The 25,023-nt window shown below is 38.1% G+C and carries 19 protein-coding genes; 4 read left to right on the top strand and 15 right to left on the bottom strand.

Annotated features, from left to right (window positions below; translation table 11 throughout):
* Window positions 1–55: 55 nt before the first annotated feature.
* Window positions 56–1,117: a two-component system sensor histidine kinase NtrB gene (locus JFU50_RS23895; protein WP_201225172.1), complete on the top strand. Its 1,062-nt coding sequence runs from the start codon at window positions 56–58 to the stop codon at window positions 1,115–1,117.
* Window positions 1,118–2,035: 918 nt separating this feature from the next.
* Here JFU50_RS23895 and JFU50_RS23890 read toward each other — a convergent pair.
* The 3 genes from JFU50_RS23890 to JFU50_RS23880 all read right to left on the bottom strand — a co-directional run bounded on the left by JFU50_RS23890 (window position 2,036) and on the right by JFU50_RS23880 (window position 6,681).
* Complete coding sequence (locus tag JFU50_RS23890; protein WP_201224458.1) at window positions 2,036–2,953, bottom strand: RNA-guided endonuclease TnpB family protein; 918 nt, start codon at window positions 2,951–2,953, stop codon at window positions 2,036–2,038.
* Between the two features lie 174 nt (window positions 2,954–3,127).
* Window positions 3,128–4,846 carry an assimilatory sulfite reductase (NADPH) hemoprotein subunit gene (gene cysI / locus JFU50_RS23885; RefSeq protein ID WP_201184761.1) on the bottom strand — a complete coding sequence of 573 codons (1,719 nt, stop codon included), beginning with the start codon at window positions 4,844–4,846 and terminating at the stop codon, window positions 3,128–3,130.
* Window positions 4,847–4,872: 26 nt separating this feature from the next.
* Window positions 4,873–6,681 (bottom strand): assimilatory sulfite reductase (NADPH) flavoprotein subunit, encoded by a 1,809-nt coding sequence (locus tag JFU50_RS23880; RefSeq protein ID WP_201224456.1) that lies wholly within the window; start codon window positions 6,679–6,681, stop codon window positions 4,873–4,875.
* A 339-nt stretch (window positions 6,682–7,020) separates the two neighbouring features.
* On the opposite strand from JFU50_RS23880, the gene JFU50_RS23875 reads away from it, so the two are divergent.
* Window positions 7,021–7,926 carry a LysR family transcriptional regulator gene (locus JFU50_RS23875; RefSeq protein WP_201184765.1) on the top strand — a complete coding sequence of 302 codons (906 nt, stop codon included), beginning with the start codon at window positions 7,021–7,023 and terminating at the stop codon, window positions 7,924–7,926.
* Between the two features lie 378 nt (window positions 7,927–8,304).
* On the opposite strand, the gene JFU50_RS23870 is transcribed toward JFU50_RS23875, so the two are convergent.
* On the bottom strand, window positions 8,305–8,952 hold the full coding sequence (locus tag JFU50_RS23870; RefSeq protein WP_313888829.1) for a lysozyme family protein: 648 nt from the start codon (window positions 8,950–8,952) through the stop codon (window positions 8,305–8,307).
* A gap of 214 nt (window positions 8,953–9,166) precedes the next feature.
* Here JFU50_RS23870 and JFU50_RS23865 point away from each other — a divergent pair, with 214 nt between their 5' ends.
* Complete coding sequence (locus JFU50_RS23865) at window positions 9,167–9,322, top strand: DUF4021 domain-containing protein (RefSeq protein WP_082612622.1); 156 nt, start codon at window positions 9,167–9,169, stop codon at window positions 9,320–9,322.
* A 480-nt stretch (window positions 9,323–9,802) separates the two neighbouring features.
* On the opposite strand, the gene JFU50_RS30460 is transcribed toward JFU50_RS23865, so the two are convergent.
* Window positions 9,803–10,078 carry a hypothetical protein gene (locus tag JFU50_RS30460; protein ID WP_201249433.1) on the bottom strand — a complete coding sequence of 92 codons (276 nt, stop codon included), beginning with the start codon at window positions 10,076–10,078 and terminating at the stop codon, window positions 9,803–9,805.
* An 83-nt stretch (window positions 10,079–10,161) separates the two neighbouring features.
* Window positions 10,162–11,790 (bottom strand): acetolactate synthase large subunit, encoded by a 1,629-nt coding sequence (locus JFU50_RS23855; RefSeq protein WP_201224452.1) that lies wholly within the window; start codon window positions 11,788–11,790, stop codon window positions 10,162–10,164.
* Between the two features lie 438 nt (window positions 11,791–12,228).
* Between JFU50_RS23855 and JFU50_RS23850 the strand changes: the two genes are divergently transcribed.
* Window positions 12,229–12,651 carry a VOC family protein gene (locus JFU50_RS23850; protein WP_201184774.1) on the top strand — a complete coding sequence of 141 codons (423 nt, stop codon included), beginning with the start codon at window positions 12,229–12,231 and terminating at the stop codon, window positions 12,649–12,651.
* 470 nt (window positions 12,652–13,121) lie between these two features.
* Here JFU50_RS23850 and JFU50_RS23845 read toward each other — a convergent pair whose 3' ends face one another.
* The 9 genes from JFU50_RS23845 to JFU50_RS23805 all read right to left on the bottom strand — a co-directional run bounded on the left by JFU50_RS23845 (window position 13,122) and on the right by JFU50_RS23805 (window position 24,976).
* The gene (locus JFU50_RS23845; RefSeq protein ID WP_201224451.1) at window positions 13,122–13,925 is read right to left on the bottom strand and encodes a DUF2935 domain-containing protein; all 804 of its coding nucleotides are present in this window, start codon (window positions 13,923–13,925) and stop codon (window positions 13,122–13,124) included.
* 487 nt (window positions 13,926–14,412) lie between these two features.
* Window positions 14,413–14,745: an AtuA-related protein gene (locus JFU50_RS23840; protein WP_201224450.1), complete on the bottom strand. Its 333-nt coding sequence runs from the start codon at window positions 14,743–14,745 to the stop codon at window positions 14,413–14,415.
* A complete protein-coding gene (locus tag JFU50_RS23835; RefSeq protein WP_201224449.1) occupies window positions 14,717–16,102 on the bottom strand; it encodes an acyclic terpene utilization AtuA family protein in 1,386 nt (461 codons plus the stop codon). Before JFU50_RS23835 ends, JFU50_RS23840 begins: the two co-directional genes overlap by 29 nt.
* A gap of 266 nt (window positions 16,103–16,368) precedes the next feature.
* Window positions 16,369–17,511: a M20 peptidase aminoacylase family protein gene (locus JFU50_RS23830; protein ID WP_201224448.1), complete on the bottom strand. Its 1,143-nt coding sequence runs from the start codon at window positions 17,509–17,511 to the stop codon at window positions 16,369–16,371.
* A 19-nt stretch (window positions 17,512–17,530) separates the two neighbouring features.
* Entirely contained in the window at window positions 17,531–18,949 is a 1,419-nt protein-coding gene (locus JFU50_RS23825) for a YfcC family protein (protein ID WP_201184787.1), read from the bottom strand.
* Window positions 18,950–18,999: 50 nt separating this feature from the next.
* Entirely contained in the window at window positions 19,000–20,106 is a 1,107-nt protein-coding gene (locus tag JFU50_RS23820) for a mandelate racemase/muconate lactonizing enzyme family protein (protein ID WP_201224447.1), read from the bottom strand.
* Between the two features lie 204 nt (window positions 20,107–20,310).
* On the bottom strand, window positions 20,311–21,510 hold the full coding sequence (locus JFU50_RS23815) for a MarR family transcriptional regulator (protein WP_201224446.1): 1,200 nt from the start codon (window positions 21,508–21,510) through the stop codon (window positions 20,311–20,313).
* Window positions 21,511–22,116: 606 nt separating this feature from the next.
* A complete protein-coding gene (locus tag JFU50_RS23810; RefSeq protein WP_201224445.1) occupies window positions 22,117–23,343 on the bottom strand; it encodes a M20 family metallopeptidase in 1,227 nt (408 codons plus the stop codon).
* Between the two features lie 163 nt (window positions 23,344–23,506).
* Window positions 23,507–24,976: a M81 family metallopeptidase gene (locus tag JFU50_RS23805; RefSeq protein ID WP_201224443.1), complete on the bottom strand. Its 1,470-nt coding sequence runs from the start codon at window positions 24,974–24,976 to the stop codon at window positions 23,507–23,509.
* Window positions 24,977–25,023: the final 47 nt, after the last annotated feature.

Here is a 25,023-nt window from a genome sequence, read left to right as displayed (position 1 = left end):
GTTAAGCATGTTTCCTGATAAACTAATGGCAATGATTAAATACGGAGTGATTTACTTGGAATTACAAATTGACTCAACAGACATTGACTTCCATCAATTGATCTCGTATTCCCTCAATTCAATTATGATTGTTGGACAGGCAGGAAAAATTCTTTACTGTAATAGAGCTTGTTTGGAATTGCTAAAGTTAGCTTCTCCTGAGGACATATTGTATAAAAACTTGTACGTTTTTCTCCCGCCAGATAACCATGCTAGTTGTAATGACCGATTAAAAAGGGTGCTGGAAAAACAAGAGATATTAGAACTGGCGGAACAAAAAATGATTTGTAGTAATGGAGAGGTTATTGATATTGAAGTAACAGCTGCCCCTTTTTATTTGAAAGAGATGATCTTGACTCAAGTCATTATTCGAGACATTACAGATCGTAAAAAAGCAGAAATTCTTTTGAAAGACAGAGAAAAATTAGCATCAATAGGTCAAATAGCTGCTGGGATTGTTCATGAAGTTAAAAATCCTCTTACTTCAGTAAAGGGATTTTTACAGCTATTAAAAGAATCCCATCCTCATCCTTATATCAATACGATGGAAGCAGAATTAGAAAAAGCATTAGAGACTCTGCAAAATCTATTACACGTTTCTAAACCTGATTTAAACGAGGAGCCTTTTGTTCCCATTGATTTATGTAAGGAGTTAACTGCTCTTTTGTTTTTATTCCAAGAAAAACTTTATAACGTGGAAATAGAATGGGATTTAAGGGATTCAGAGAGAAAAGTAGTTGGAAAGAGAAATTTATTTCTAAAAGCCTTTTTTAATCTGGTGAAGAATGCAATTGAGGCAATTGAGGCAATTGAGGGGATTCAGGGTAAGGGAAAAATTAGAATTGAACATTATTATAAAAGTGGAAGGATTCATATAAAACTTAGTGATACAGGAGTAGGAATATCTAAAGATAAGTTAAAGATGCTAGGAACACCGTTCTTTTCCACCAAAAGCGAAGGAACAGGTTTAGGCCTAACTCAAGTATTTACAACGATACATAAACATGGAGGAGATATCTCAGTTAAAAGTGTAGTTGGAAAAGGAACTACCTTTCATGTTCAGCTTCCTGTTAAATAAAAAATGTCTTCTAAATCGCTAATGGCGTTTGTCAGTGAAAGAAAGATCCCAAAGATAATCACCTTGATATGGCGTTTATCTTAGTATGAGATTGTAAATGATCGTACATTCAAAGGCTGTCAATTGGCGGCCCTCTTATTTTTTAAGCAATCACTAATAAGTAATCAATAAATACAGATTTACCAAACCCAGCAATCATTGAAAAAACTTTATTATCGAACGAATTATCATTTTTTCCGCCCCCTTTATTTCGCAGTATTTATCGACGGTGGAATAATAATGCCCTATAGATTCTAAAATAATTAAGGGCATCTGTCCTGGTACCTCCTCTTGTTCTAAAAAGTCTATAAAATGACTTAATCGCGAGGCTTAAATAAAAAAATACGATATTAAGATATTTAAGGTTAAAGGATTATTTATATATTCTATCGAGGTTAATGGTGCAATATTTTGTTTAAAATATTTTAATGGCTCCAATTATCACGTCCTACGCTTCTTAAATAGATGTCCTAGTACCTTCTCTTATATTTCTAAAACCGTGATTTTTTCCGTTCCTTACTTGTTACTTTATAACAGTATATATTTCTTTTTAAAACACCCCTTCGTTTATTTCCTATTCCTGTTGAACTACTTCAAAACAGCATTCGAGATATAGTAGAGCATTGAATCGGTGATGAAAAAAAAGGGAGAGGTGAAGTCTATCCCGTTCCCTTCTGTACAGATGACAATAAATATGTCATTGTCACCCCTAATAATGGCATGATACACAGTTTTTTGTTCCTGTCTGTCTGAATAGTAGTTTTTAAAAAATACAGTCATTTCAAACAGGACCAATTGAACTACCCACCACTTATCGACCTTACGGTCTGATTAAAGTGGGGGATTCCTAAGAACATTAGCCTATCGGCCAATTTTTAATTAGGCTACTCCCGTAGTTCCTACGGTTAGAAGCCTTATGGCTTCATTCATTAGATTGAGTCCTGCGTTAATATCTCGATCGTGGTGAGTAGAACAAAAAGGACAATCCCATTCACGAAGATTCAGATGTTTAACGTCTTTATTTTGGTTACCGCAGCTAGAACACAATTGGCTAGAAGCAAACGTTTTAGATACGGTCACGATTTGTTTACCATACCATTTTGCTTTGTATTCCAACATTTTTTTGAATTGGTACCAAGATACTTCACTAATAGCTTTAGCTAGTTTGTGATTTTTCATCATATTCGACACTTGCAAGTCTTCCATTCCAATAACATCCTGGTTTTTGATGATTTCGGTAGAAACTTTATGAAAGTAATCCATTCGGGCATTTGAAATTTTTTCGTGTAGGATAGCCACTTTTTGTTTTTGTTTTTGATAGTTTTTAGCTTCAGCCAATGGTTTATTTTGATTCAAGGCTATTTCTTGTCGCCTTGAAAGAATCCGTTGTGCTTTGGCCAATTTCTTTTCGACCGTCCGGAAGAATTTTGGATTTTGATAGACCGTACCATCTGAAAGAATAGCAAAGTTCTTCAAACCAACATCTACACCGCACGAACGATTATTTTTAGGAAGTACTTGTACATTGGTTTCCGCTAAAACGGAAATGAAATATTTACCCGAAGGGTTCCGCCTGATTGTTGCGTATTTATCCAGAAAAGAACCTTTCCATTCATTAGAGCGTAATTGGCCGTTCTGCTTCATTTCTTCACAAATATACCAGTAGGCATCTTTCTCCTTTTGTTTGCCTAAAAAGAAGTTAAAGACAAAACGGGAGCAGCCGATCGTTTTATTGATTAGAACTAGTTGTTCTTTAGTTGGATAGATTCGAAATTTATAAGCTTTGTTTACGACCATTGGTTTCACCCCCTTATAGTTATTATTAACTACCGAACGTATGTTTGTCAAAGATTACTTTGGCTTATCCCAACCGCCATTCATCTCGCCCTTCACACGCTTGAAGAGGGAGTCTTCTGGCGGGAAATGATAAAAAAGAGACAGGAACGTATTCCTGTCTCTGATGCATCTTCATCAATCATGAAAATTTGTGCCGTCTGTCACTGCTTTGATGATGCCTGCGCGGACAGCGAAGTCACCGAAGTGCTCTTCTTCCTGCCGTTCTTTCGCGTAGCGGGAAAGAAGCACACGCAGCTCTCTCAAAATTTCTTCTTCACCGATGTTTTCACGATACATTTTGCTTAACCGGCTACCGTCAAAAGCTGCACCGAGATACATGTTGTATTTACCGGGAGCTTTGCCGATAAAGCCGATTTCTCCGAGTGCGTGGCGGGCACATCCGTTCGGGCAACCAGTCATGCGAATCGTAATTTCTTCATTCCTTAGACCATTTTCATCGACAATGGTCTCGATCTTATCCAATAAAACCGGCAAATAACGTTCTGCTTCCGCCATCGCTAACCCGCATGTTGGAAGGGAAACGCACGCCATTGAGCTGCGGCGGAGGGCTGTATAATGACCGCCATCCGTCAAACCGTATTGTACGATCAGGTCGCTGATTTTTTCCTTTTCCTGGCTTGATACATTGGCAATGATCAGGTTTTGATTTGCAGTCAGACGGAAATCACCGGTATGGATTTTGGCTATCTCGCGTATACCGGTCATCAACTTGTAATCATCAATATCCGCAATACGGCCTCCTTCTACAAACAAAGTAAAATGCCATTTTCCTTGAATGCCTTTTACCCAACCATAGCGGTCACCGTTATTGTCAAAATGATACTTCTTCGCCTCCTCCAACCTCCAGCCTAGACGGTTTTCCAGTTCAGCCTTGACCGTCTCTAACCCAAGTCGGTCAACTGTGTACTTAAATCTTGCATTTTTGCGGAGGGAACGGTTTCCGTAATCACGCTGTATCGTAATGACTTTTTCCGCTACATCAAGAATTTGGTCCGGCATACAGAAGCCAATTACTTTGGCAAGCTGCGGATAGGTTTCTTTGTCGCCGTGCGACATGCCCATGCCACCACCTATCGCCACATTAAAACCGACAAGCTTGTCATCTTCAACAATCGCAATGAATCCAAGATCCTGTGAAAAGACATCAATATCATTCGATGGCGGAACGGCGATACCAATTTTAAATTTACGCGGTAAATAAAGCTTTCCGTACATTGGTTCGACTTCTTCCATTTCTGCCGTGCCAACCACTTTTTCTTCATCCAGCCAAATTTCGTGATACGCTCTGGTGCGTGGCAATAAGTAATCACTCAATTTTGTTGACCAATCATATACTTCGGAGTGGATTTCCGATTGAAATGGATTCGAGTTGCACATGACGTTCCGGTTTACATCACCGCATGCCGCAATTGTATCCAACATAGACGCGTGGATTTCCTGAATCGTTTTTTTCATGTTCCATTTTAAAATGCCATGCATTTGAAACGTCTGGCGTGTTGTCAATTTTAAGGTATCATTGCCGTATTTTTGGGCCAGTTCGTCCATGACAAGCCATTGAGCAGGCAATGCCACGCCACCTGGCATACGGACACGCAGCATGAACTGATACGCAGGTTCAAGTTTTTGCTTTTGACGCTCATTGCGGAGATCCCGGTCATCCTGCAAATAGCTGCCGTGATGTTTCATTAATCGATTGTCATCATCTGGAATACCGGCGCTGATCCGATCCAGCATTACTTCTCCCAGTGTACCACGCAAATAATTGCTTTTATCTTTTATTTGTTCAACATCACTAGGCGGGCCTTCTGGTGCTTTTAATAGTTGGTTCACCATATTGATATCTCCTTTTCATTCATATTTCAGTACACATCACGTTGATAGCGTTTATTCTGTTGCATTTCTTCAAGGTAATCTTGTGCATCAGCATGGCTCATCTGCCCTTCTTTTTCAATGATCTCAATAAGTGTATTATGGACGTCATGTGCCATGTTTTTCTCATCTCCGCAAATGTATACCGCCGCTCCTTCTTGAAGCCATTCGTATAATTTCCTACTGTGCTCAAGCATCCGGTGTTGAACATATACTTTTTCATCCGCGTCACGCGAAAAGGCTACATCCATTTTCGTAAGTACACCTGTTTTCAACCACTTTTGCCATTCAGTCTGATATAGGAAATCCGTTAAGAAATGCTGATCGCCGAAAAAAAGCCACGTTTTCCCAATCGCTTCTGTTTCTTCGCGCTCTTGTATAAAGGATCTGAACGGAGCAATGCCTGTTCCCGGTCCAACCATGATGATTGGAGTGTCTGGGTTCTTCGGCTGCTTAAAGTTTTGGTTATGCTGAATGTAAACAGGAAGCGTATCCCCTGGCTGTAAACGTTCCGCACATAAAATGGAGCAGACACCTTTTCTTTCTCGTCCATGACTATCATACCGGACAGCTCCGACTGTCAGATGCACTTCATCTGGATACGCGGATAGGCTGTTCGCAATCGAATATAGACGGGCTGGAATTTTTCGAAGGATGGAGACGAATTCTTGCGCCGATTCACCCCATGAGCCAAAATCACGGACAAAATCAAGCAAATCACGGCCTTCACGATATTCTTTTAGTTTTTCTTCATTACCAGCTGATAAAAGTGCCTTTAAATCCTCGTTGCCTGAAAGTTGGGCCGCTTGCTCAAGGAGCGATTTTGTTAATACTGTTATTTCAAAATTGGAGATGAGCGATTCCCTTAGTTTTCGAAGGTCTCCCTGCTTGTTGACCTTCACGATTTCTTCAGGGTCCCAATTGATTTCTTTAAGGAGCATATCCACTAAAATGGAATCATTTTGTGGATAAATACCAAGGCTGTCACCAGGTTCAAATGTAATTCCAGAGCCTTCAAGCGATAACTCGATATGGTGTGTCTCTTTATTGGAGCCACGGCCGTTCAAGTTAATATTTTCCATAACTTCCGCTTTAAAAGGGTTTGTCCTGGAATACGTGTGTTCACTTACTGGTGTTATTGTTGCGGGAACGGCAGAAACAGTACTTCCTTGCTCCTCACTTAAGCTCGAAATTACTCCTTCCAGCCATTCTGCAGCCGGCTCATCATAATCAAGATCACAGTCCATCCGCGGAAATAGCCGGGTCCCGCCAAGTTCTTCCAAGCGCTTATCGAATTGTATTCCCGTTTCACAGAAAAACTCATATGAGCTGTCCCCCAGCGCCAATACGGAGAAGCGGAGATCTCCAAGGTTTGGTGCCCTTCTGCCATGAAGAAACTCATGGAAGGACAAAGTATTATCCGGTGGGTCCCCTTCTCCATGCGTGCTAACGGCAATAAGAAGATTCTGGACTTTTTTCAAATTGTTCACTTTAAAGTCACTCATGGATGAAATGGTTACCTGAAAACCATTACCCTCAAGCTTTCTTGCTGCATTCTCTGCCAACCCTTGAGCATTTCCCGTCTGTGAACCATAAAGGATGGTAACCTCTTTTGATATTGTCTTCCCGCTGGGTTGAGCCACCGATACGTCGGCTGTTCCTGCGTTGAAAACTGACAAAGACGCGGTCAGATAACCGCTCAGCCAAACTTTTTGTGTTTCTGTCAAGCTAGGCAGTAGATTGTTAAGAAGCTCTGTCTGTTCATGATTAAAAGGACTGTTACTTACCTGAAGTTGCACGTTTTCCACCTCACAAAGGAATATAAACTTATCTTAGTTGATTCTTATACGAGTTGTTTTAGACATTTTTTAGAACTATGAAATTAACTCGTTTACTCCTATAGACGAAGTCGGTTTTAACTGTAAAAAAATTTAGAAAGTTCAGTTCATACAGGGAAGGAACACTTTTTCATAGCTCACTATTAATAAAAAATAACATAATAAAGGACGATAGCCTTCCCCAACCTAGATTCTTCCTAAAATAAGTTTCTCATTAACTTTACCGAAAGGCACATCATTAGTAAAATATATATAATTAATTGCAACTATTAAGAATATTAATAATAAGGTGGGATTCCTATGTACTATGATGCTTTAAAAACTTTTGTGACCCTTGTAGAAGTCAAGAATTTTACAAAAACAGCAGAAATGCTTCTTATGTCACAACCAAGTGTTAGTTTGCACATAAAAAAATTAGAAGAAGAGTTCCAAACTAAATTATTTCTCCGCTCTCCTAAATTCTTAAAAGTCACTTTAACAGGAGAAATTCTTTATGATCGCGCTAAGCAAATGATCACAATCTATGAACAGACCAGACAAGACATTCAAGAACATGATAAATCCATAAAAGGAGAATTAAAAATAGGCGCAAGTTTTACAATCGGCGAGTATATCTTGCCTTCTTTACTTATTGACCTTCAAAAAGACTTTCCGGAACTTGAACTTCAAGTTGTAATTGGAAACACGGAAGAAATCGTAAAATCAGTCAGGTTATATCAAGTAGATATAGGTTTAATAGAAGGTCAAACAAATGAAAAAGAACTTTCCGTACACGCTTTTTTGCAGGATGAGTTATTTATAGTTTCTTCAAACAATCATAAACTCGCTTGTAAAGATGAAGTTACGATTGCTGACCTTCAGAATCAAGCATGGATAACCAGAGAAGTTGGATCAGGTACACGAGAATATCTTAACCACTTCCTTCGTTCAAATGGTTTGAAAGTTAAATCGCTTCTTACCATAAGCAGTAATCAAGGAATTAAAGAAACACTTATAAAAAATAGTATGGGGCTAACTCTCTTATCCCGTAGTGTCATTGAAAGAGACATTCTGCATAAGACTCTTTCAATTATACAGTTGAAAAATGAGTCTTTTAACAGAACGCTTTCCTACGTGTATTCCCCCATTATGGTAGATAAAAAGAACGTGAAAACATTTATAAGTGCATTAAACAAAAAATGGCCTAACAAAATCAAATCAATATAATAATTAATACAAAATAGGGTCTTATGATCCCGGCATATAGCAGGATCTCACTTTCGGCGATGCCACGAAGCATATCCTTAGATGAAACGCCCATAATATCAAATACAACCGAGCTAGATTGTTGTTTATGTTTACCCCTCTAGTACGTACTTTTTGAATTAGGTAATGTTATCGTGCTCTTTCTTCAATGATGCTTCTATGATACCGAACAAGATTTCCAGTTCACGCTGATATCGACATGGACTATAACCAGATGTTAAAAGTCCATGTCCGAGGTGCTGGGCACTCTGATTAATATCGGTTTTAAATCTAAAAATGTATAGGATCAAATTTGATGAACTGAAAACACAGGTGAGGCCGTTAAGGTACTTCACCTATTTACTCTCCATTTACATGAGTAGGTACACTATCTGCAAGTTCATCAATGTACTTAGCTACCTTTGCACTATATGAAAAGTCACCGTAGCAATATGGATATCGGAAATTTCCTTTGTCGCCTCCGCAATCATAGAGCGTAGGATTCTTTTCAACTTGGAGCATCGAGAACTGCTTCGCTAGTTCTTCAGTATGCTTCCCTCCTGCATTTGCAATGTAATCAATATAACCAATTCCCATATTATAAGATTGAATGATTGTAGAGAAATCCACGTTCTTTTCATTCCCATATTTGATAATTCGCTGGAAATGTTTCACTCCATACCTGATGCTTTCGGTAGGATCGGTAATTGTATTTGGATCGAGTCCCGCCGATTCAGACGCCTGCATTGGATCACCACCCCGCCCACGACTTTCCTGCTGCATCAGGGCTATCAATGTCGATGTGTGCTCCTCAAGCCCATATTTTGCTAACTCATCGTGCAGAAGGTTGCTATACTTTTTCACATTCGCAAACGAATCAGGTGGATTCACTGGTGTGAAGAAATTTCCCTCAATTGAACTTTCCATGACCTGCTTCATGAGCAAAAATACAAAAAGCAGGATAAAGATTACAAAAATAGTGTTTGATTTCTTCCGTTTCCGCTTCACATTCTCTCCCCGTTATCTCTAGTTTATTTATATTTTAACAAATAGTAAGAGTAATAACTATTTAGAATACCAAAATCTATTATAAGTATAATCACTAATAAAAAACGATATAGTATCCATATACAATTGGTACACTTACTCCTAAATGTACCTGAGTCTACGATAGTATATTTACTTTGGTAATAAGACACCCTAATAGTTGGAGGTGAGATGTATGAATAAGAAAAATAATAAAGAAGAAATTCTTGATAATAATAGCAAAAAAAATGATAACGACTTTGGGGCAGATCCCGATGAACAAGAGATGAATGGCATGTATGGTATGTTAGAAACTGAATATGAAGATAAACTTCACGATAAAGATAATTAACGGTTCAAAGTATCTTATATATTTTGTTAAGCGCCTTAATTGGCGTTTTTCTTTATAATAAAAATCAATCTCACCTTATAAAGTGTTATTTGAAGCAATATTTTAAGTTTTTATTGAAAAATGTCGACTCCCCATTAGCTATACTACTTGTCTCTTAAGTTCCTTAAAGGGGACAATCCTTCTTAATCTATTTAAATCTTTGTTAATGAGAATAACACACATGGAATATCTATTAATGAAACTTCTGGATGGTTAAAAAAATGTTGGTGTCTAATACAAATTGTCTAACATATCAATTCGCTTTGGTGCAGCTGTCCCTAGAGCTGTTGCTGGGGGTGAAAAGGTGCTTGTCATTTGATATTAGGGGGCAGAAAAGGAATGAACGAAAATAAGAAGAGAAATCTTAATCCGAATGACATTGCATTACCCAGAGGATACGAAATTGACGTATTCTGTCCGGAATTACATACACCTATTAATCTACTGATTCGGCTGAATGAGAAAGAGCAAAAACAAGGTTAATAAGTAACCAAGCAAACCATATCTTTCTGATAAAACCATACTAAGGATAGCGGGTGTTGTTGCAAGGGGACTAATGAACAAACCAGCTGCCGGAATCAATCCGCCAGCTGCCTGGAGAGTAGCCGCCATAGTACTTAACAGTGCAATGACCGTAATCTTCCTTGAAATAGAAGCTTTTTCATTAAAGGAATAGTGGACTATTTTCGCATGATCTGTAATTGGTTGAAGTAACAATTTATGCTCACCCCTTCAATCGTTCGTCATGCATACTATATTCGGCTTCTCTTTCCTTTATTTATTAAAGTTTCGTGAGTCATCTAACGAGAGTCCTTTAAACGTTCACTCAACCTGAAACTTTCTTGATAATCAACCTCACATTCAACAATTACCGGTCCATCTTCAGATATTGCTTTTTGTAAGACTGTTGTTAGCTCTGCTGCTTTTTTTACCTTATATCCTTTCGCACCATATGATCTTGCAAGGGCAACAAAATCCGGGTTATTAAATTGGATATTAGATGAATGGCCTAACTTGTTTTTTTGTTCCCATTCAATCATTCCATATCTTCCATCTCGCCAAATCATAATAACAATCGGTACCTTCAAACGAACCGCTGTTTCAAACTCTGCTATAGACATGATAAAAGCCCCGTCACCGCATACAGCCATTACTTTTTTATCAGGACACGCAAGTTTCGCACCAATTGCTCCCGGAAGTGCGATACCCATTGAAGCAAGCCCATTTGATAGGATACATGTATTTGGCTTTAATGTCTCATATTGCCGGCCAATCCACAATTTATGGGCTCCAACATCTGATAGTAAAATATCATCATTTGATAGAACTTCCCGTATTTCCTTAATGATACGTTGAGGAGACATTGGGTATGAATTACTGGTTGAATGTAACAATCGATCTGACAATATCGTTTCCTTTACATTACGATAAAATGGATCGATTTCATTCCTTTGATCAATTTGGTCAATTAAACGTAAAAGATTTGCAGACAAGTCACCAACAAGGGATGCCTTTACCGGATAATAGTTATCTAACTCATGGTCTTGTACATCGATATGAATGATAGGTGATAGTAATGGGTTCCATTTTTTAGGTTCGTATTCGATAGGGTCATATCCGATAGCAATGACTAAATCTGCGCGACTAAAGGCTTTATTGACAATATCACCTTCTGGTAGTCCAATTGTTTGTAAATGCAGTGGGTGATTTTCTGGAACTACGCCTTTCGCCATAAATGTTTCTGTGAAAGGGGCTTTAAGCTTTTCGATTAAAGTTAAAATATCAGTAGATGCTCCACCTTTTGAAGCATTATTCCCTATCAAAAATAGGGGGAATTTTGCTTGATTGATAGCCATAGCCACTTCATTGATTGCTTGCTCAGATGATCGTACTTTTTTGTCATAAAGCTGAGTTTGTAAAGGTTCTCCATGCACAAGGGCGGAGGCGATATCATTCGGAAACTCGATATGAATGGCTCCAGTCAAATCCTTTGCAGCCAATGCAAAAGCTTTAGTTATAATTTTTGGAATAACGGAACCATCATAAATAGTTGTACTCCATTTCGAAATCGGGTGATATAGCTCGAGAATATTTATGTATTGATGAGCCCCTTTAAACTGCATGTTGAGATCGGTCTGTGCCGTAATCGCGATTAGCGGCATTCGATCCAAAGTAGCACAGGCAACACCCGTCACCATATTGGTGGCCCCGGGTCCAAGTGTTGAAAGACAAACTCCGGGTTTTCCTGTCAACTTACCCATCATCCCAGCGATAAACGCTGCTCCAGTTTCATGCCGGCAAACGATAAACTGTATGCTCGACTTATTTATCGCGTCCAACAAATCTATGTTTTCTTCCCCCGGCACTCCAAATATGTATTCAACACCCTGACCCTCTAAACATTTTACAAAAAGCTCTGCTGCCTTCAAAAATACATCCCCTTCCCATAATAGACACTAGTTTTATATCCTTATTAACTTACCTTTTATCTATCCCCTTTCAGAATGGATTTATTCGAGGTCGAAAATATTTGTTTGTATTTTGCAGTGCCTTCAATTGTTATTAGTTTTTATTAGGACAGAGCTTTATTATGAAATAGTGAATTTAAACGAGGATAAGGAAGAGGATAAGGAAGATTGGAGTTTATTGAAAAAGGATTGTATTCTAAAAGTGACAAAATTTTTTTGGTAGATACTACAATCTCTCTGAATTTATATTCCATTTGTATTCGTATTTTATTTCTAGTTTGTCGAAACCTTTTTTATGGAACTCGTGGAAATATTTTTGATTTTAAACAGTTAAATGTTACAATATGTAAATAAATCATGTAGCAATGAAAAACAATATAATTCATAGGAGTGAAACAAATGTCAGTTGATGTTTATATTAATTTTAATGGGAACTGCCGTGAAGCAGTAGAGTTTTACGCACAGGTTTTTGGGACTGAAACACCACAAATTATGACCTTTGGAGAAACACCACCTAACCCTGAATTCCCTCTCCCAGAAGAAGCAAAAAATTTAGTTATGCACACAAGGCTTAATATTGAGGGAAGTAATGTAATGTTTTCTGATGTTTTTCCTGGAATGCCTTTTGTTGAAGGAAACAACATAAGCCTTGCAGTAGTTAATAAAAACATGGATGAAATTAAATCTATCTTTAATAAACTGAAAGAAGGCGGCACAGTAGTTATGGACCTTCAAGAAACATTCTGGAGCAAACTCTATGGTCAGGTAACAGATAAGTTCGGAATTATTTGGCAATTAAATTATGACACTGGAGAAATGTGAAAATACATTTTTGCTAGAAATTTAAAGGATATAGGGCTTTTCTTATAGAGAAAAGTTTCTATATCCTTTTTGTGTTTCTAATACTAAAAAATACCTTGTTTATCAAGTTGTGGATGTTGTAGGGTTAGATTCTAAAAGAAGTAATGATATTAAGACAAATAAATGGTTACATTTCACCAATGACAAGTATACATCCCATCTTATTATCAAAAAAAATGTTACCTTTCTAAAAAATTCAGTATGTTTAGACTATAAGGTCTATATAAACGATCAGAATGTCTGATTTTGAAGTTAGGTTTGGATCAATTATTCACTTATAAATTCAGAGGTTCAATAAAAGTTACAATACGTATACCCTTCGTTTGATAGCGTGAATACAACTTGGATTGCTTATGTTATTTAACAGTTTCATGTTAGGTTGGGTGCATTAAGATAAGTTTATCGTGCACTTTTTCGAACTGGTTAGCTGTTCAAATACCCTCATTTAGTCTAGGTTTGGCTGGATCGCAGTTAGGCTTTTCAGAATTTGTCGATTCAGCGAGCTTCATCAAATAATAACATTCTTCACGCGACATATGATCCGCCATTAATGGAGAAAATGTTCCTAGAGCTTGTGCACTAAGTTCTAGTTCCTCCAATTCATTTAGAAAGTGCTGAAAAAGTTTTATTTCTAATTTGACGTCTACATTCATCTTTTCTAATGCAGGAAAAGTGGATAAATTAGTCCGTAAATATCCCGCCAATTCGACTGCTTTTATATAATATTCATTAAAATGCTTCGTATATTGGTCACTTTTCTCTTTTAATCGTTTTTCAACATCATCCAAATTGGATGATATGGCACCTGCATGCCCAGCGGCATCTAACAGCCAAACCAAATGATGATGAAGTTCATGATAAACTGGTGGGGTTTGATTGGATTTAAAGTGTTTTAATAACCTTAAATATTCTTCTAATTCGTTCACCATATGATTAAGAAATGTAGGTGAAAGATGTATTTTGATTTTCCCTACTAAATGTTTTTTCATTAGGTTTAACTTAAACTCTCGAAGTTTTAAAGCCGCATCTTCTGCCGCAAAAGTCAATTGTGAAATATCTTCCGATTTGACTTTACCAAGGAGAGTGTCAAATATTTGAATAAACTCGGATGCAATTTCAATATTTTCTAGTTCAACCGGTGCTAAAGACTCATGGATAAATCGGGAATGATCCCCTAAGATTTGCAGCCAAAACTGATGCTCGAATCTTGCTTTCTTTTCCCATACTTCGCTCATTTATTATCCTCCATATCTTAATAATCGAAAACATTTATGATTTTTTATTCCTTTACGGATATACTTATGAACAAAAAAATGAAAAAAGGTCAGCAAACTGTGTTTGCCCGCAAGTTTTTTATTTGATTATCATTTTTAACGGAAAGAGAAAGGTTCAGCTGCGACCCTCTTTGCTCTTCAACTTATACTACCAAGTAGCTGTAGAATGTATCTTCACTAGTAATAACATATCCCAATAATCTTAACCTCACAATCGTTTTGTATAAGCCACAAGTGACGTATAACAATGTGTCGAGCTTATTTATCTTAGGTAGGAATCGAAAGAAAATCTTCATTATTGCAGTTGGTTTTGATATCCCACTTGAACAGAAGAGTTTTACACATTCATCACCATCTACATAGAATTACTATATAGACTTTTATCGTCCCAAAATTTCGGAATACAAAAAACGAACCTCTGAATAATTGGCTCGCCTTCGTAAGAAAATTAATAATTTGAGTCATTCACATCAGCTTCCATATCGATTTCCATATCCATTAAAGCCGAGCTCAAACTTTTTCCATGTCGATCCAAAGTAAGTGATTTTGTGACGCCTCCGCCTAATGCGTTTTGCATGACAAAGTTCAATGCGAAAATTTTCGGCAGTTCATACCTAACCACATCACCCTTCACTATTTCGTGAAAGTAATCCTTAACCTTTTCTGCTGTTACCTGTTTTTTTACTTTCTCATAATCTTCCATACGATAGACGATGACGGAAACATTTGAAATATTTCCTTTATCCCCTGACCTAGAGTGAGTGACTTGCTTGAGTTTCAATCTTGCCGACCTCCTCGTACGTTACTTCGATTGTAATCTCTTCGCTAGGAATAAGAATGGATGCAATTGATACAACCTCTTGGACATTAACCCGAACACCACCGCCTCCAGCAGGCCCATTAGTATAGAGTGCTTCCACCTCTTGCCCGATCACATCAGCAGCTCCTTTATCAGCCGTCCTGGCAGCCACTCTTAATCGTACCTCGGATAGCCTTTCTCTGTCATACAACGGCTCTGAAATAGAAGATCCATACAGTGAATTAGAACCAATATGATCGATTCTCATTTCTTGAATCTCTATATTAGCCTGAATCAACCGGTGTCTCACTACTTCTTCCGCCAGTCTTGACCTTTCCAAACAACCCGAACCGCCGTAACTAATTTCTGCTTCAACTATGTATCCGTCCACGTAGCCGATGCTTGTTTTATAGAGTCCACTCTTCTCTTTTCCAGACACCCCAGTAATATGCACTTGGTTTATCACTTTTTCTATCACTTCTATTTGAGAGAAATCAGCAATAACATCAGGAGTAAGATATTGGGTTGGGTCGTGAATTTCATAAACAACTTGTTCCTTTACGGTCGCAGCCGTAACCATGCCTCCCGAATCCTCAAGCTTGGTTAAAAAAAAGTCCCCATTTCCCTGTACTTCGGCGATCGGATAACCGACATTCCATAAGTCAGGAACATCCTTATACCCCGGATCGGCGAAATAACCACCTGTCACTTGGGCTGCACACTCGAGTAAATGACCAGCCGCTGTCCCCTTACCAAGAAGCTCATAGTCTGTATCCTGCCAACCAAATTCATGCTGAAGTGGTGCAACTACTAATGAGGGATCTGATACCCGGCCGGTAATTACAATATCTGCCCCTTCTTTCAACGCGGTCACAATTCCAAAAATTCCGATATAGGCATTTGCAGAAATTATGGAAGACTTCACATCTTTCAATGGTACTCCGGTTTCTATAATTGAGCATTCCAAGTACATCCCGATGTTTGGATACACATCATCTCCACTTACTGCTGCTATTTTTAAATCATGGATGCCTTTTTCCTCTGCTATATTCTTAACAATCTTAGCTGCGGCAAGTGGGTTTGCTGCTCCCATATTGGTGATTAATGTGACATTATTCTCGACACACAGTGATAAGACCTTATCCATACGATACTTCAATAAATGGTTATACCCCATATCAGGATTTTTCATTTTCTCTTGCTGAGCAAGGGCAATTGTTCTTTCTGCTAAGCATTCAAAAATTATGTAATCCAAATTTCCTTTTTGTATTAATTCCATCGCTGGTTCAATTCGATCGCCTGCGTATCCCGCACCTGAACCAATTCTAATCTTCTTCATAAGATATTCCTCCCTTCAAGCTCCAGTAGGAACTGGAGTCGTCACGATTGATATAATTTAACTGATTGAAGGGTACGCTTTCACGTTCTACAATAGGAAGGTCGATCATTTTCCCTTCAGTAGTAATACACCTTCCCCTTTGGCTAATGCCTGTTCGAACGCTCTTACAATTCTTTCTGCTTCCTCGATTTCTTCACCATAAAGGTCTGCTCTTTTTTATAATTGAAATGATTCATAGCGATATAAGAATTCGATTTACTATATTTTTATTTGTTATATTTTTCAAAAGTTTCAATAACTACCCTAGTTAATATCTCAATTCCTGTGAAAATGGCGTCCTGATTAAATACCATGTTGGGATGATGTAGACCAGGCTCTAAATCGCAGCCCACACCCAGCATTGTGGCCTTGATTGCAGGCCTTTCTTTTGTATAAAAATGAAAATCCTCTCCACCGGGTGTAATAATAGGCCCCACAAGCCCTTTAGCCCCTAAGGTGTTTTCGATTGCTTTCTCCATAAATTCTGCTGCTTCTTGATCAACAGATGCGGCATAAACTCTTTCTTTGTGCTTGAAGCTTATTTGGCATTGATAGAAGACAGACATTTTATTCAGGACATCGTCCACCTTCTCTATCAATTCATCCATCGCTTCATTTGTTTGCGCACGTAAATCAAGGCTGAACTTGGAGGACCCAGGTATAATATTCGCATTTTCCCCTCCCGCAGAAACCTGTGTCATTTTGACTGAATAAGATAGTTGCGGGTTTAGACGGATTCCTTTAATTTGTTCAACAATCGCACTAATCACTTCAATGGCATTTAAAGTTAAATGAGGTCTTGCGCCATGTCCGTCAAATCCGTGAATCTCACCAAATACTGTATCAGCTGAGCCATGAATGATGCCTGAAGTAGCTTGTCCATTCTTAATTTCCTGAATAGGACGCAGATGAAGACCATATAGAAAGTCAACATCATCCAGTACCTGTTTTTCAATTATCTTTAAAGCACCTTCACCCACTTCTTCAGCTGGCTGAAAAATAAATTTTAACGTACCTGGAAGAATAATCTTCATTTTTCTTAATAAAAGCAAGACACCTAATACAATCGTCATATGAGCATCATGTCCGCAGGAATGGTTAGCACGAAAAGTCCCGTCCACATCCTGAAGTAGAGCATCCATATCAGCTCGTAATCCAATCGTTAAATTACTTATACTGTCCACTGGTGACCACTTACCTATTACTCCAGGCATATCCGAAAAAGTGGTCACTTCAATCCCGTTTTGTTGGATCACCTTTGAAATATAAGATGTAGTCTGAAACTCTTTCCAGCTCACTTCAGGATTCTCATGAAGATGGCGGAAAATCTCCAAAACTTGAGGTTCTATTTCCTTCAATAATTCTTTCATCAAACCGCTCCTTATTTTCTCAGGAGACACCGAGAGCGACTGCCGCTATTAATGCTAAACAAGCAATCAAAGTCCATCCGAGAATTAATTTCCAAATAAATTTAACCCATCTCTCATATGGAATTCCAGCAATAGCCAGGTATCCCATTAATGCTGAGGACGTTGGAATAATTGAGTTCGTAACAGAATCCCCATATTGGAAGGCAAGAACGGCAAGCTGTCTTTCCAATCCCAAAATATCAGTAATAGGAACCATAATTGGCATTGTAGCCGCAGCCTGTCCACTGCCTGAAGAAATGAATAAATTAAGGAATGCTTGGGTGAAGAACATACCTACGACATTCAATGTTTGTGGTAGGTGACTTATCCCCGAAGCTGCCATAAAGACTAACGAATCTATGATTTTACCTTCTTCTAAAACTACTGTAATAGCCCTTGCAAAGCCGACGATCAAGGCACCAAATGTGACTGCTCGAGCTCCCTCAATAAATGAATCAAAAAGTTTCCCAAGTTGCAAACCGCCAACCAGCCCGCTAACGATACCCATAATCAAGAAAGAAGCTGTGAGCTCTGTTAAAAACCAGCCCCATTTAAACACGCCATAAATGTTAAAAGCCAGCCCAAAGATCATTGCTAGAAAAACTAGCTTATGGCGTCCGGTCAATTCAGGGAAATCAACTAATCCGGCCGTTTGTTTTTCTTTTTGTTCAATATCATAGATTACACTTTTTTCAGGATTCCGTTTTACCTTATTTGCATAACGGCTGACATACCAAATGGCAAATGCCAGGACAAAAATATATACAACAAAACGGAAACCAATTCCAGAGAATAAAGGTACTTCTGCCAGTGATTGGGCGACCCCTACAGTGAACGGGTTGAGCATGCCTCCAAAAAATCCGCTAGCAGCACCAAGGGTAATCATAGCCGTTCCAGTAACCGCATCAAAGCCCATAGCTCTTGCTATCGCGATCCCTATAGGCACGAAGATAATGGTTTCTTCTGCCATCCCCATGCTAAAGCCGCCTATGGAAAAAAGCAACATACTCAACGGAATTAATAGTTTTTCTCGCCCTTCAAGAGATCGTACCCCTTTATAGACCCCTGCTTCAATTGCACCAGTAGTGCGAATAATACCAAATACACCACTTACAAGAAAAATATAAAAAATAATCTGGGCTCCCTTTTCTAAGCCCAATGGAATGGACGTGAAAAGGTCAAAGAAGCTCACAGGATCACGATCAATAGCATGATAGCTTCCGTCGACAACAAGCATTCTACCCGATTTCTCATCTTCAACACGATCGAATTCACCGGCAGGAATTACATATGAAGCAAGCCCTGCCATGATGATTATGATAAATATGAGTGTATATGTATGTGGCACTTTTAACCATGCCTTTTTCTTAACTGTCACATTATTTTTTTCAGTTTCCATCATTTCACCTCATCCTAATTGATTTGCTCCATCCGGTTTCAATAAAAATATTAAACTTGCTCTTTTTTTATGGTTAATTGCCCAAGAACTTCCTCGTTGATATTAATTCCAAGCCCCGGTTCTCTTGTAAGATGTACATAGGGAATTTCATAATCAAGATTTCCAATGTCCTGACTGAATAGCAGTGGACCTGTCAGTTCTGTACTGGTAATATTTTTTCGTGAAATGGCCGTATGGTATCCTGCAGACGATCCAATTGAGGATTCTACCATGGACCCAATTTGGCAGCTGATACATGCAATCTCAGCTGTCTTTGCCAATTGGATTGCCTGATAAATTCCACCGCACTTCATTAGTTTTATATTGATTTTATCTACGGCCTTCTTTTTAATTAGTTCCTGTAGATGGTACCCGTGATGGATGCTTTCATCAGCCATAATGGGAATGGTTGTTTTTTCTTTGAGTTCTGCAAGACCGTCAATATCTCCCATTCTAATCGGCTGTTCTAACCATGAAAGGTGAAATGGTTCCAAAGCTTTTACTGCTGGAAGGGCATTGGCATAAGTTCCCCATCCCTGATTGGCATCTACCCGAATTGGAAACTTCTCCCCAACTTTTTCTCGAACCGCTGCTATACGCTCTACATCTGACTCAATATCCCAACCCACCTTAAGTTTTAACGAAGTATATCCTTGGTCGACAGCTTCCTGAGCTTTTTCAGCCATAATCTCTGGTTCGTCAATACTTAAAACCTTTGCAAAAGTTAGGGATTCATGAAATTTCCCACCTAATAAATCATAAATCGGCAATTTTGTGTATTTTCCCATAAGGTCATAGCAGGCAATATCAATTGCCGCTTTTGCTGAGGGATTTCCCATAATGGCCGAATTCATAATGTCGTGAATTTTTTCCAAATTAAAAGGATTTTCTTGTTTCAAAGCAGGCAATAGGACATGCTTTAATACTTCGAATGTTGCATAAAACGTTTCCCCTGTTACATGTTCATCAGGTACTGCTTCACCATATCCTACTAGCCCGTTATCGGCTATCAATTTTACGATAACAGAAGGCATATACTTATATGTTTCATAGGAAATAACAAATGGTTCTTTTAAAGGCAAATGAGTGGCATAAATTTCACAACGTTCGATAATCAAAACTAAGCTCCCCTTTCATACTGTCGCTATATGTCGTTAATAAAAATAATATATACTAATCCCCTTTTTCTGTAAAGTCTGAATTTTTAAATTCCAGTTAGGTTCTTGAATTTTTCTGTAGCTAAATATAAATTTCGAGGTCTTCCTTGATCGTAAGGATGTTCCTCACCTCCTTTTAAAAGACAGCCTCCTTCAATGAGCCTTTTAATGAATCTTTCTGCCGATCGTCGGGTGCAATTCATGTATTCTTCTAGCTCTGCTCGCAGAAAAAGCTCGAAAATTGTTTATGGAAATAAACTGATGAATTAACTTTATATTTTTTGCACTCATTTTAAGTTCACTAGCTAGTTTTTGAATAGTTTCATCCTCGTTTTTCAATTCCACAAGGTGATTTTCTTCAAATAAAGGTCCTTGTAATTTTTGATCTTCATCCACCAAGCATGCAATCGTTTTACTCTTTAGAAATTTATTAGTAAAAAATAACGCCTGGGCTGAATGTTTTTCCGCCTCCTGAATTGTATACCCATACCCAATACCTATTTGGAATAAAGTTTGAAATTCTCTTTCCATTTGTCCGATAATATCATTATAAAAATCGTTTTCGAACGCCTGCAATGCTCCACGTGTTGTATAAATCAAATATGGATTTAAGTATTCAAGAGAAACACGAGCTTGTAGCCTTTTACTCAACTTCTGTAAAAAATTTAAAAATGAATCACTCCCATTAAGATTTTGTTGATAATCTTGAATAGAAATAACAGCAATCTGAGATTCTTCCGTTTTCTTTAGTTTCAACAAGGATATAGCTCTTGTTAGGCTTTCAATTAAGGTATGTTTGGGCTGGACCATATATCTAGAAGGAATGGATAGCCTTTGAAGCTCCTGATAAACTGCATGAATACTCGTTAGTGCAAAAAGGGTTTTTCCTTCCCTATATTGTTTGCTGTGAAAGTGGACAAATTCAGCTATATTTAGTGCCTGGGTTTCTTCATCCCTCTTATATATCCAAGGGTAATCCTTAACATAAAGGGACTTTTCTACGATTTCTGATTCTTCCAGCACCTTCATTAACCGGCTTTGATCCGGTAAATCGATAGAAATTTCATTCAAAGTCACTTGTTCCCGATGAGAAATCGAAAATAACGAGAGCGCTACAGTCAATTCATCAAAAGGGACATATATAGCTTCAATGAAATTTCTTTTAACTTGCTTGTACCCATAATAAAAAGGGATTGAACCTGAAAACAATACTAAATCAGTTTGTTTACCAGCTTCTTCTATTAACAGACTACTTTCTTCCGGCATTTCGTACTGAAAGGAAATAAATTGTACTTCAGGAAATAAGGGATAATGGACAGATAAGGATTCCAAAAAATACTTTGAGCCTATAACACCAATTTTCATTATGTTGTTTCACCTCTAAAATGAAATATAAATATATTATAACGGTAGAATCGTATCAGTAACTATTTTAAATTAATTAATATACCAAAGTCCTGCACGCTCCCGAGGGTAAGTCCCAATCGCCATCAAGTTAAGAAAATGGTTGTTTCACAAATGTTATCAGGCACGCTTTTTTCACGCTGTGATATTTTACCACTAACTACAGAGATATTAAAGAAGCTAAATAACCTCTCAAGTAGTGAATCCATTTAGCTGGAAAAGGGGTACGAAGAGATTCGAGAAAGTGGTGCCACATTGGAAAAGTTCGTTTTTGGCTTCCTTGTATTCATCCATATTTTCACTTCACACTTTCTTTTTAGCAGGGTAAGCCAAACTCTATTCCTCTAAAGTCTTGAGCTCTGGACCATGTTTGAATTTTGCGTTATCGACACCGATAATAAGTGTTTAGCTCCTGTTACTAAACTAATACTTTAAATATTTACCCAGTGTAAAAAGCCTTTACTCTTGAAGAGTAAAGGCTTTTTACGAATTTGCTCTATTAATCGCATAAATCTGCTATAAGACTTATCCAATTTCAAGGGAGTACAGTAATTTAATATCCTTTCACTAAAATGATTCTCCATTTAAAAAAATAAGGGCGGCAGTCCGATAGATTTCTGTTGTCTCCGCAAGTTCTTCAACATCTACATATTCATTTATTTGGTGTGGTACTTCCCTTTCCCCCGCTCCAATCGTGACAATTGGAATACCAGCCATATGCAGGAATGTCCCATCTGTTGCTCCTGGGACTCCGTTATACACCGCTTCTTTTCCCGTAACGATTTGAGCAGCTTTTGCAACAGCCGTGACTACTGGGTTATCACGGTCGGTAATGGTCCATGGACGTTCCTCAATCACTTCCATTTCTGCTTTAAAATCAGGATCATCTTTAGCAAGTTTATCTATTATGTTTTGCAATTGAGATTTTATAACCTTATGCTCTTGGCCAGGTATAGTTCGAATATCCAATGTGGTCATGCATTGATCTGGAACAACATTAATTTGTGCTTCCCCGTGAACAGGTCCCATTAAGATTGTCGGTGTTATGGAGGGCCAGCCCAACAGATCGTGCTTTCCAAGACGTTCTTTCTCAAGAGTTTCTAACTTATCAATTTCACAGATTATTTTAGCCATACGTGTATTCGGATTGATCCCGCTTAAAGGCATAGCTCCATGAGCCATTTTTCCGTAAACATTAATGGCAATCCGCATAGCCCCCTTTTGTGTAATGCAGACTTCATTTTCTTCAGGTTCACAAATGATAGCTCCTGCCACATCTTTTGCCCATCCCTGTTTGATAAAATGTTTAATACCAATCATCATTCCCTCTTCATCACAAGGAATGCATAAAATAATTTTCCCTGACCAGTATTCCTTATCTCTTAATAAGGAATGAACAGCAGTAATCATACAAGACAGATTTCCTTTTGTATCATTTGTCCCTCTGCCATACATTCTTCCATTTACAATTTCCGCTCCAAATGGATCGTACTTCCACGCTTCACGTTCTCCTTCCGTTACTACATCTGTATGACCTTCGAAAAGTAACGTTTTTCCGGGTCTGCCGGAATCAACAATGCCTATAACATTAGGACGGCCTGGCTCTACTTCTTCAATAAATACCTCAATCCCTATATCCCTTAGATAGTTTGCTACATAGTTCGCAACTTTTTCTTCGTTTCCCCCTTCAACTCCGGGGCGATAAACACTTTCGATTTTGACAAGGGACTGGGTAAGTCGGATTACATCCTCTTTATCTCTTATTCTCCTAGCCTGCATTTGATGTACACTCATTCGTAAATACTCCCTTTCTATTAGAAGTTTTTTTAAAATTAGTGGTGGTTCACCTTCAATAGAGAAACGTTGGTATCATCGTTATATCCAAAAAAGACACTGTTAAAGAGTCCTTCGATTGCCTTCCCTTTTTTATTTAATGTTGGGTACACGAGACTCATAATTAATTGCAATCTAACGGATAGATCGGTCTAATAATTCTTTGATAATTAAAGCTAGCTACTTTACTCGTACTTAATCCTGGTGAATCTACAGAGATAATCTTTTTAGCAAGGTGCTTAAAACCAGCACGGAAATGCTGTGCTGATTTTAATGCGACAATCCTAAATTCAGTAACATCAATTCCATGTAACAAAAAGATTTGTTCGTCTAACGTCTGCCAATTTACTGAACAAACTATAATATCTACATTCCCAACCTGTAACCGAACTGACTTTCCTAGATTAAATTCAAATCCTTTCATCATAGGTGATGAAGTGGTAAATCTACCATCGGTCAGTGCTTTTATATAAGCAGAAGTTAGAGCAATTGGTTCTCCATGTAGGGAATCAGTTTTCCCACCAATGGACACATCTATTTTTCCACCAACCCCTACCTGGTGAGCTAGGTTTGCTACTTCTGGATCATAAATAAACCCAAAGCATGATTTGGGAATATTAAACTCTAACATTTCCCTCAATAAATAAGTACCGTCCCCTGGAGCGCCAGCCCCGGGGTTATCAGAAGATTCATTAATGATAATTGGACATTCTCCAATAGATAACGCTTGGAGCATCCCATTTTTAGGATCAGGAAGTTCCCGTAAAAACTTTGCTCTCATAGCCCATATATCCTTGGCCACTTCCTTGCAGACAGTTTGCGCTATTTCATCATTTCCATCTGTTATCGTTATGACAGTTGCCGATACATCTGGAATGTCTGTATATGGAAATCCATGAAAAAAGGTACAATCAATCACTTCTGTTTGTTCTTCCATGTCCAGACATAATTGAGTAATATCTTTTGCAGGAGACATATCCGTCGTACCAGCGGCTATTGGTATTAAAATTGGCAATTTTTTCATTACCATTACAGGGTTGATTTCTCCCTGAAGTATTTTCACTGTTAAATCCATAGCCTTTAAACCTGTTTCATAACAATCAATATGCGGATAATACTTAACACCTAATAGCAAATTTGCCTCATTTACCATTGTTTCAGAAAGATTTCCATGTAAATCCAAAGTGACGACTATGGGAATTTCATAGCCTAGTATCTTTCTTAACTCTTTTAGTAATTCACCTTCTAAATCATCAATTCCATCCACAACCCCAGCACCATGTAAAGCGAGGCAAATAGCATCTAGTTTTCCTTTACCTTGTATATTTGTTAACAGCTCCTTTTTTAATGTTTCAAAACATTCTCTAGTTATCGTACCAGCTGGATTGGCAAATGCAGAAAAACTTGGAATAAGGTCAACTCCTAATTCCCTTCCTTTATCAATCATTCCACCAATATAATCCTTTACACCATCGTGAGATCGTAACACCTCCTCGTTTCTTGCCCAAAGAATCTTCTTGAATGAATCTTCAGTTGTTTTTACAGCGGAAAACGTATTAGTTTCATGCATAATATGACCTATACCTATTCTCAATTCCTTTCATCCTTCCTATTTAAGGAACATATACTTCATCTATCTCT

The sequence above is a fragment of the Peribacillus sp. TH14 genome, assembly GCF_016651145.1.
Taxonomy (GTDB): domain Bacteria; phylum Bacillota; class Bacilli; order Bacillales; family DSM-1321; genus Peribacillus; species Peribacillus butanolivorans.
The sequence above is the reverse complement of the archived record's forward strand: the minus strand, read 5'-3'. Positions and strand labels throughout refer to the sequence as shown.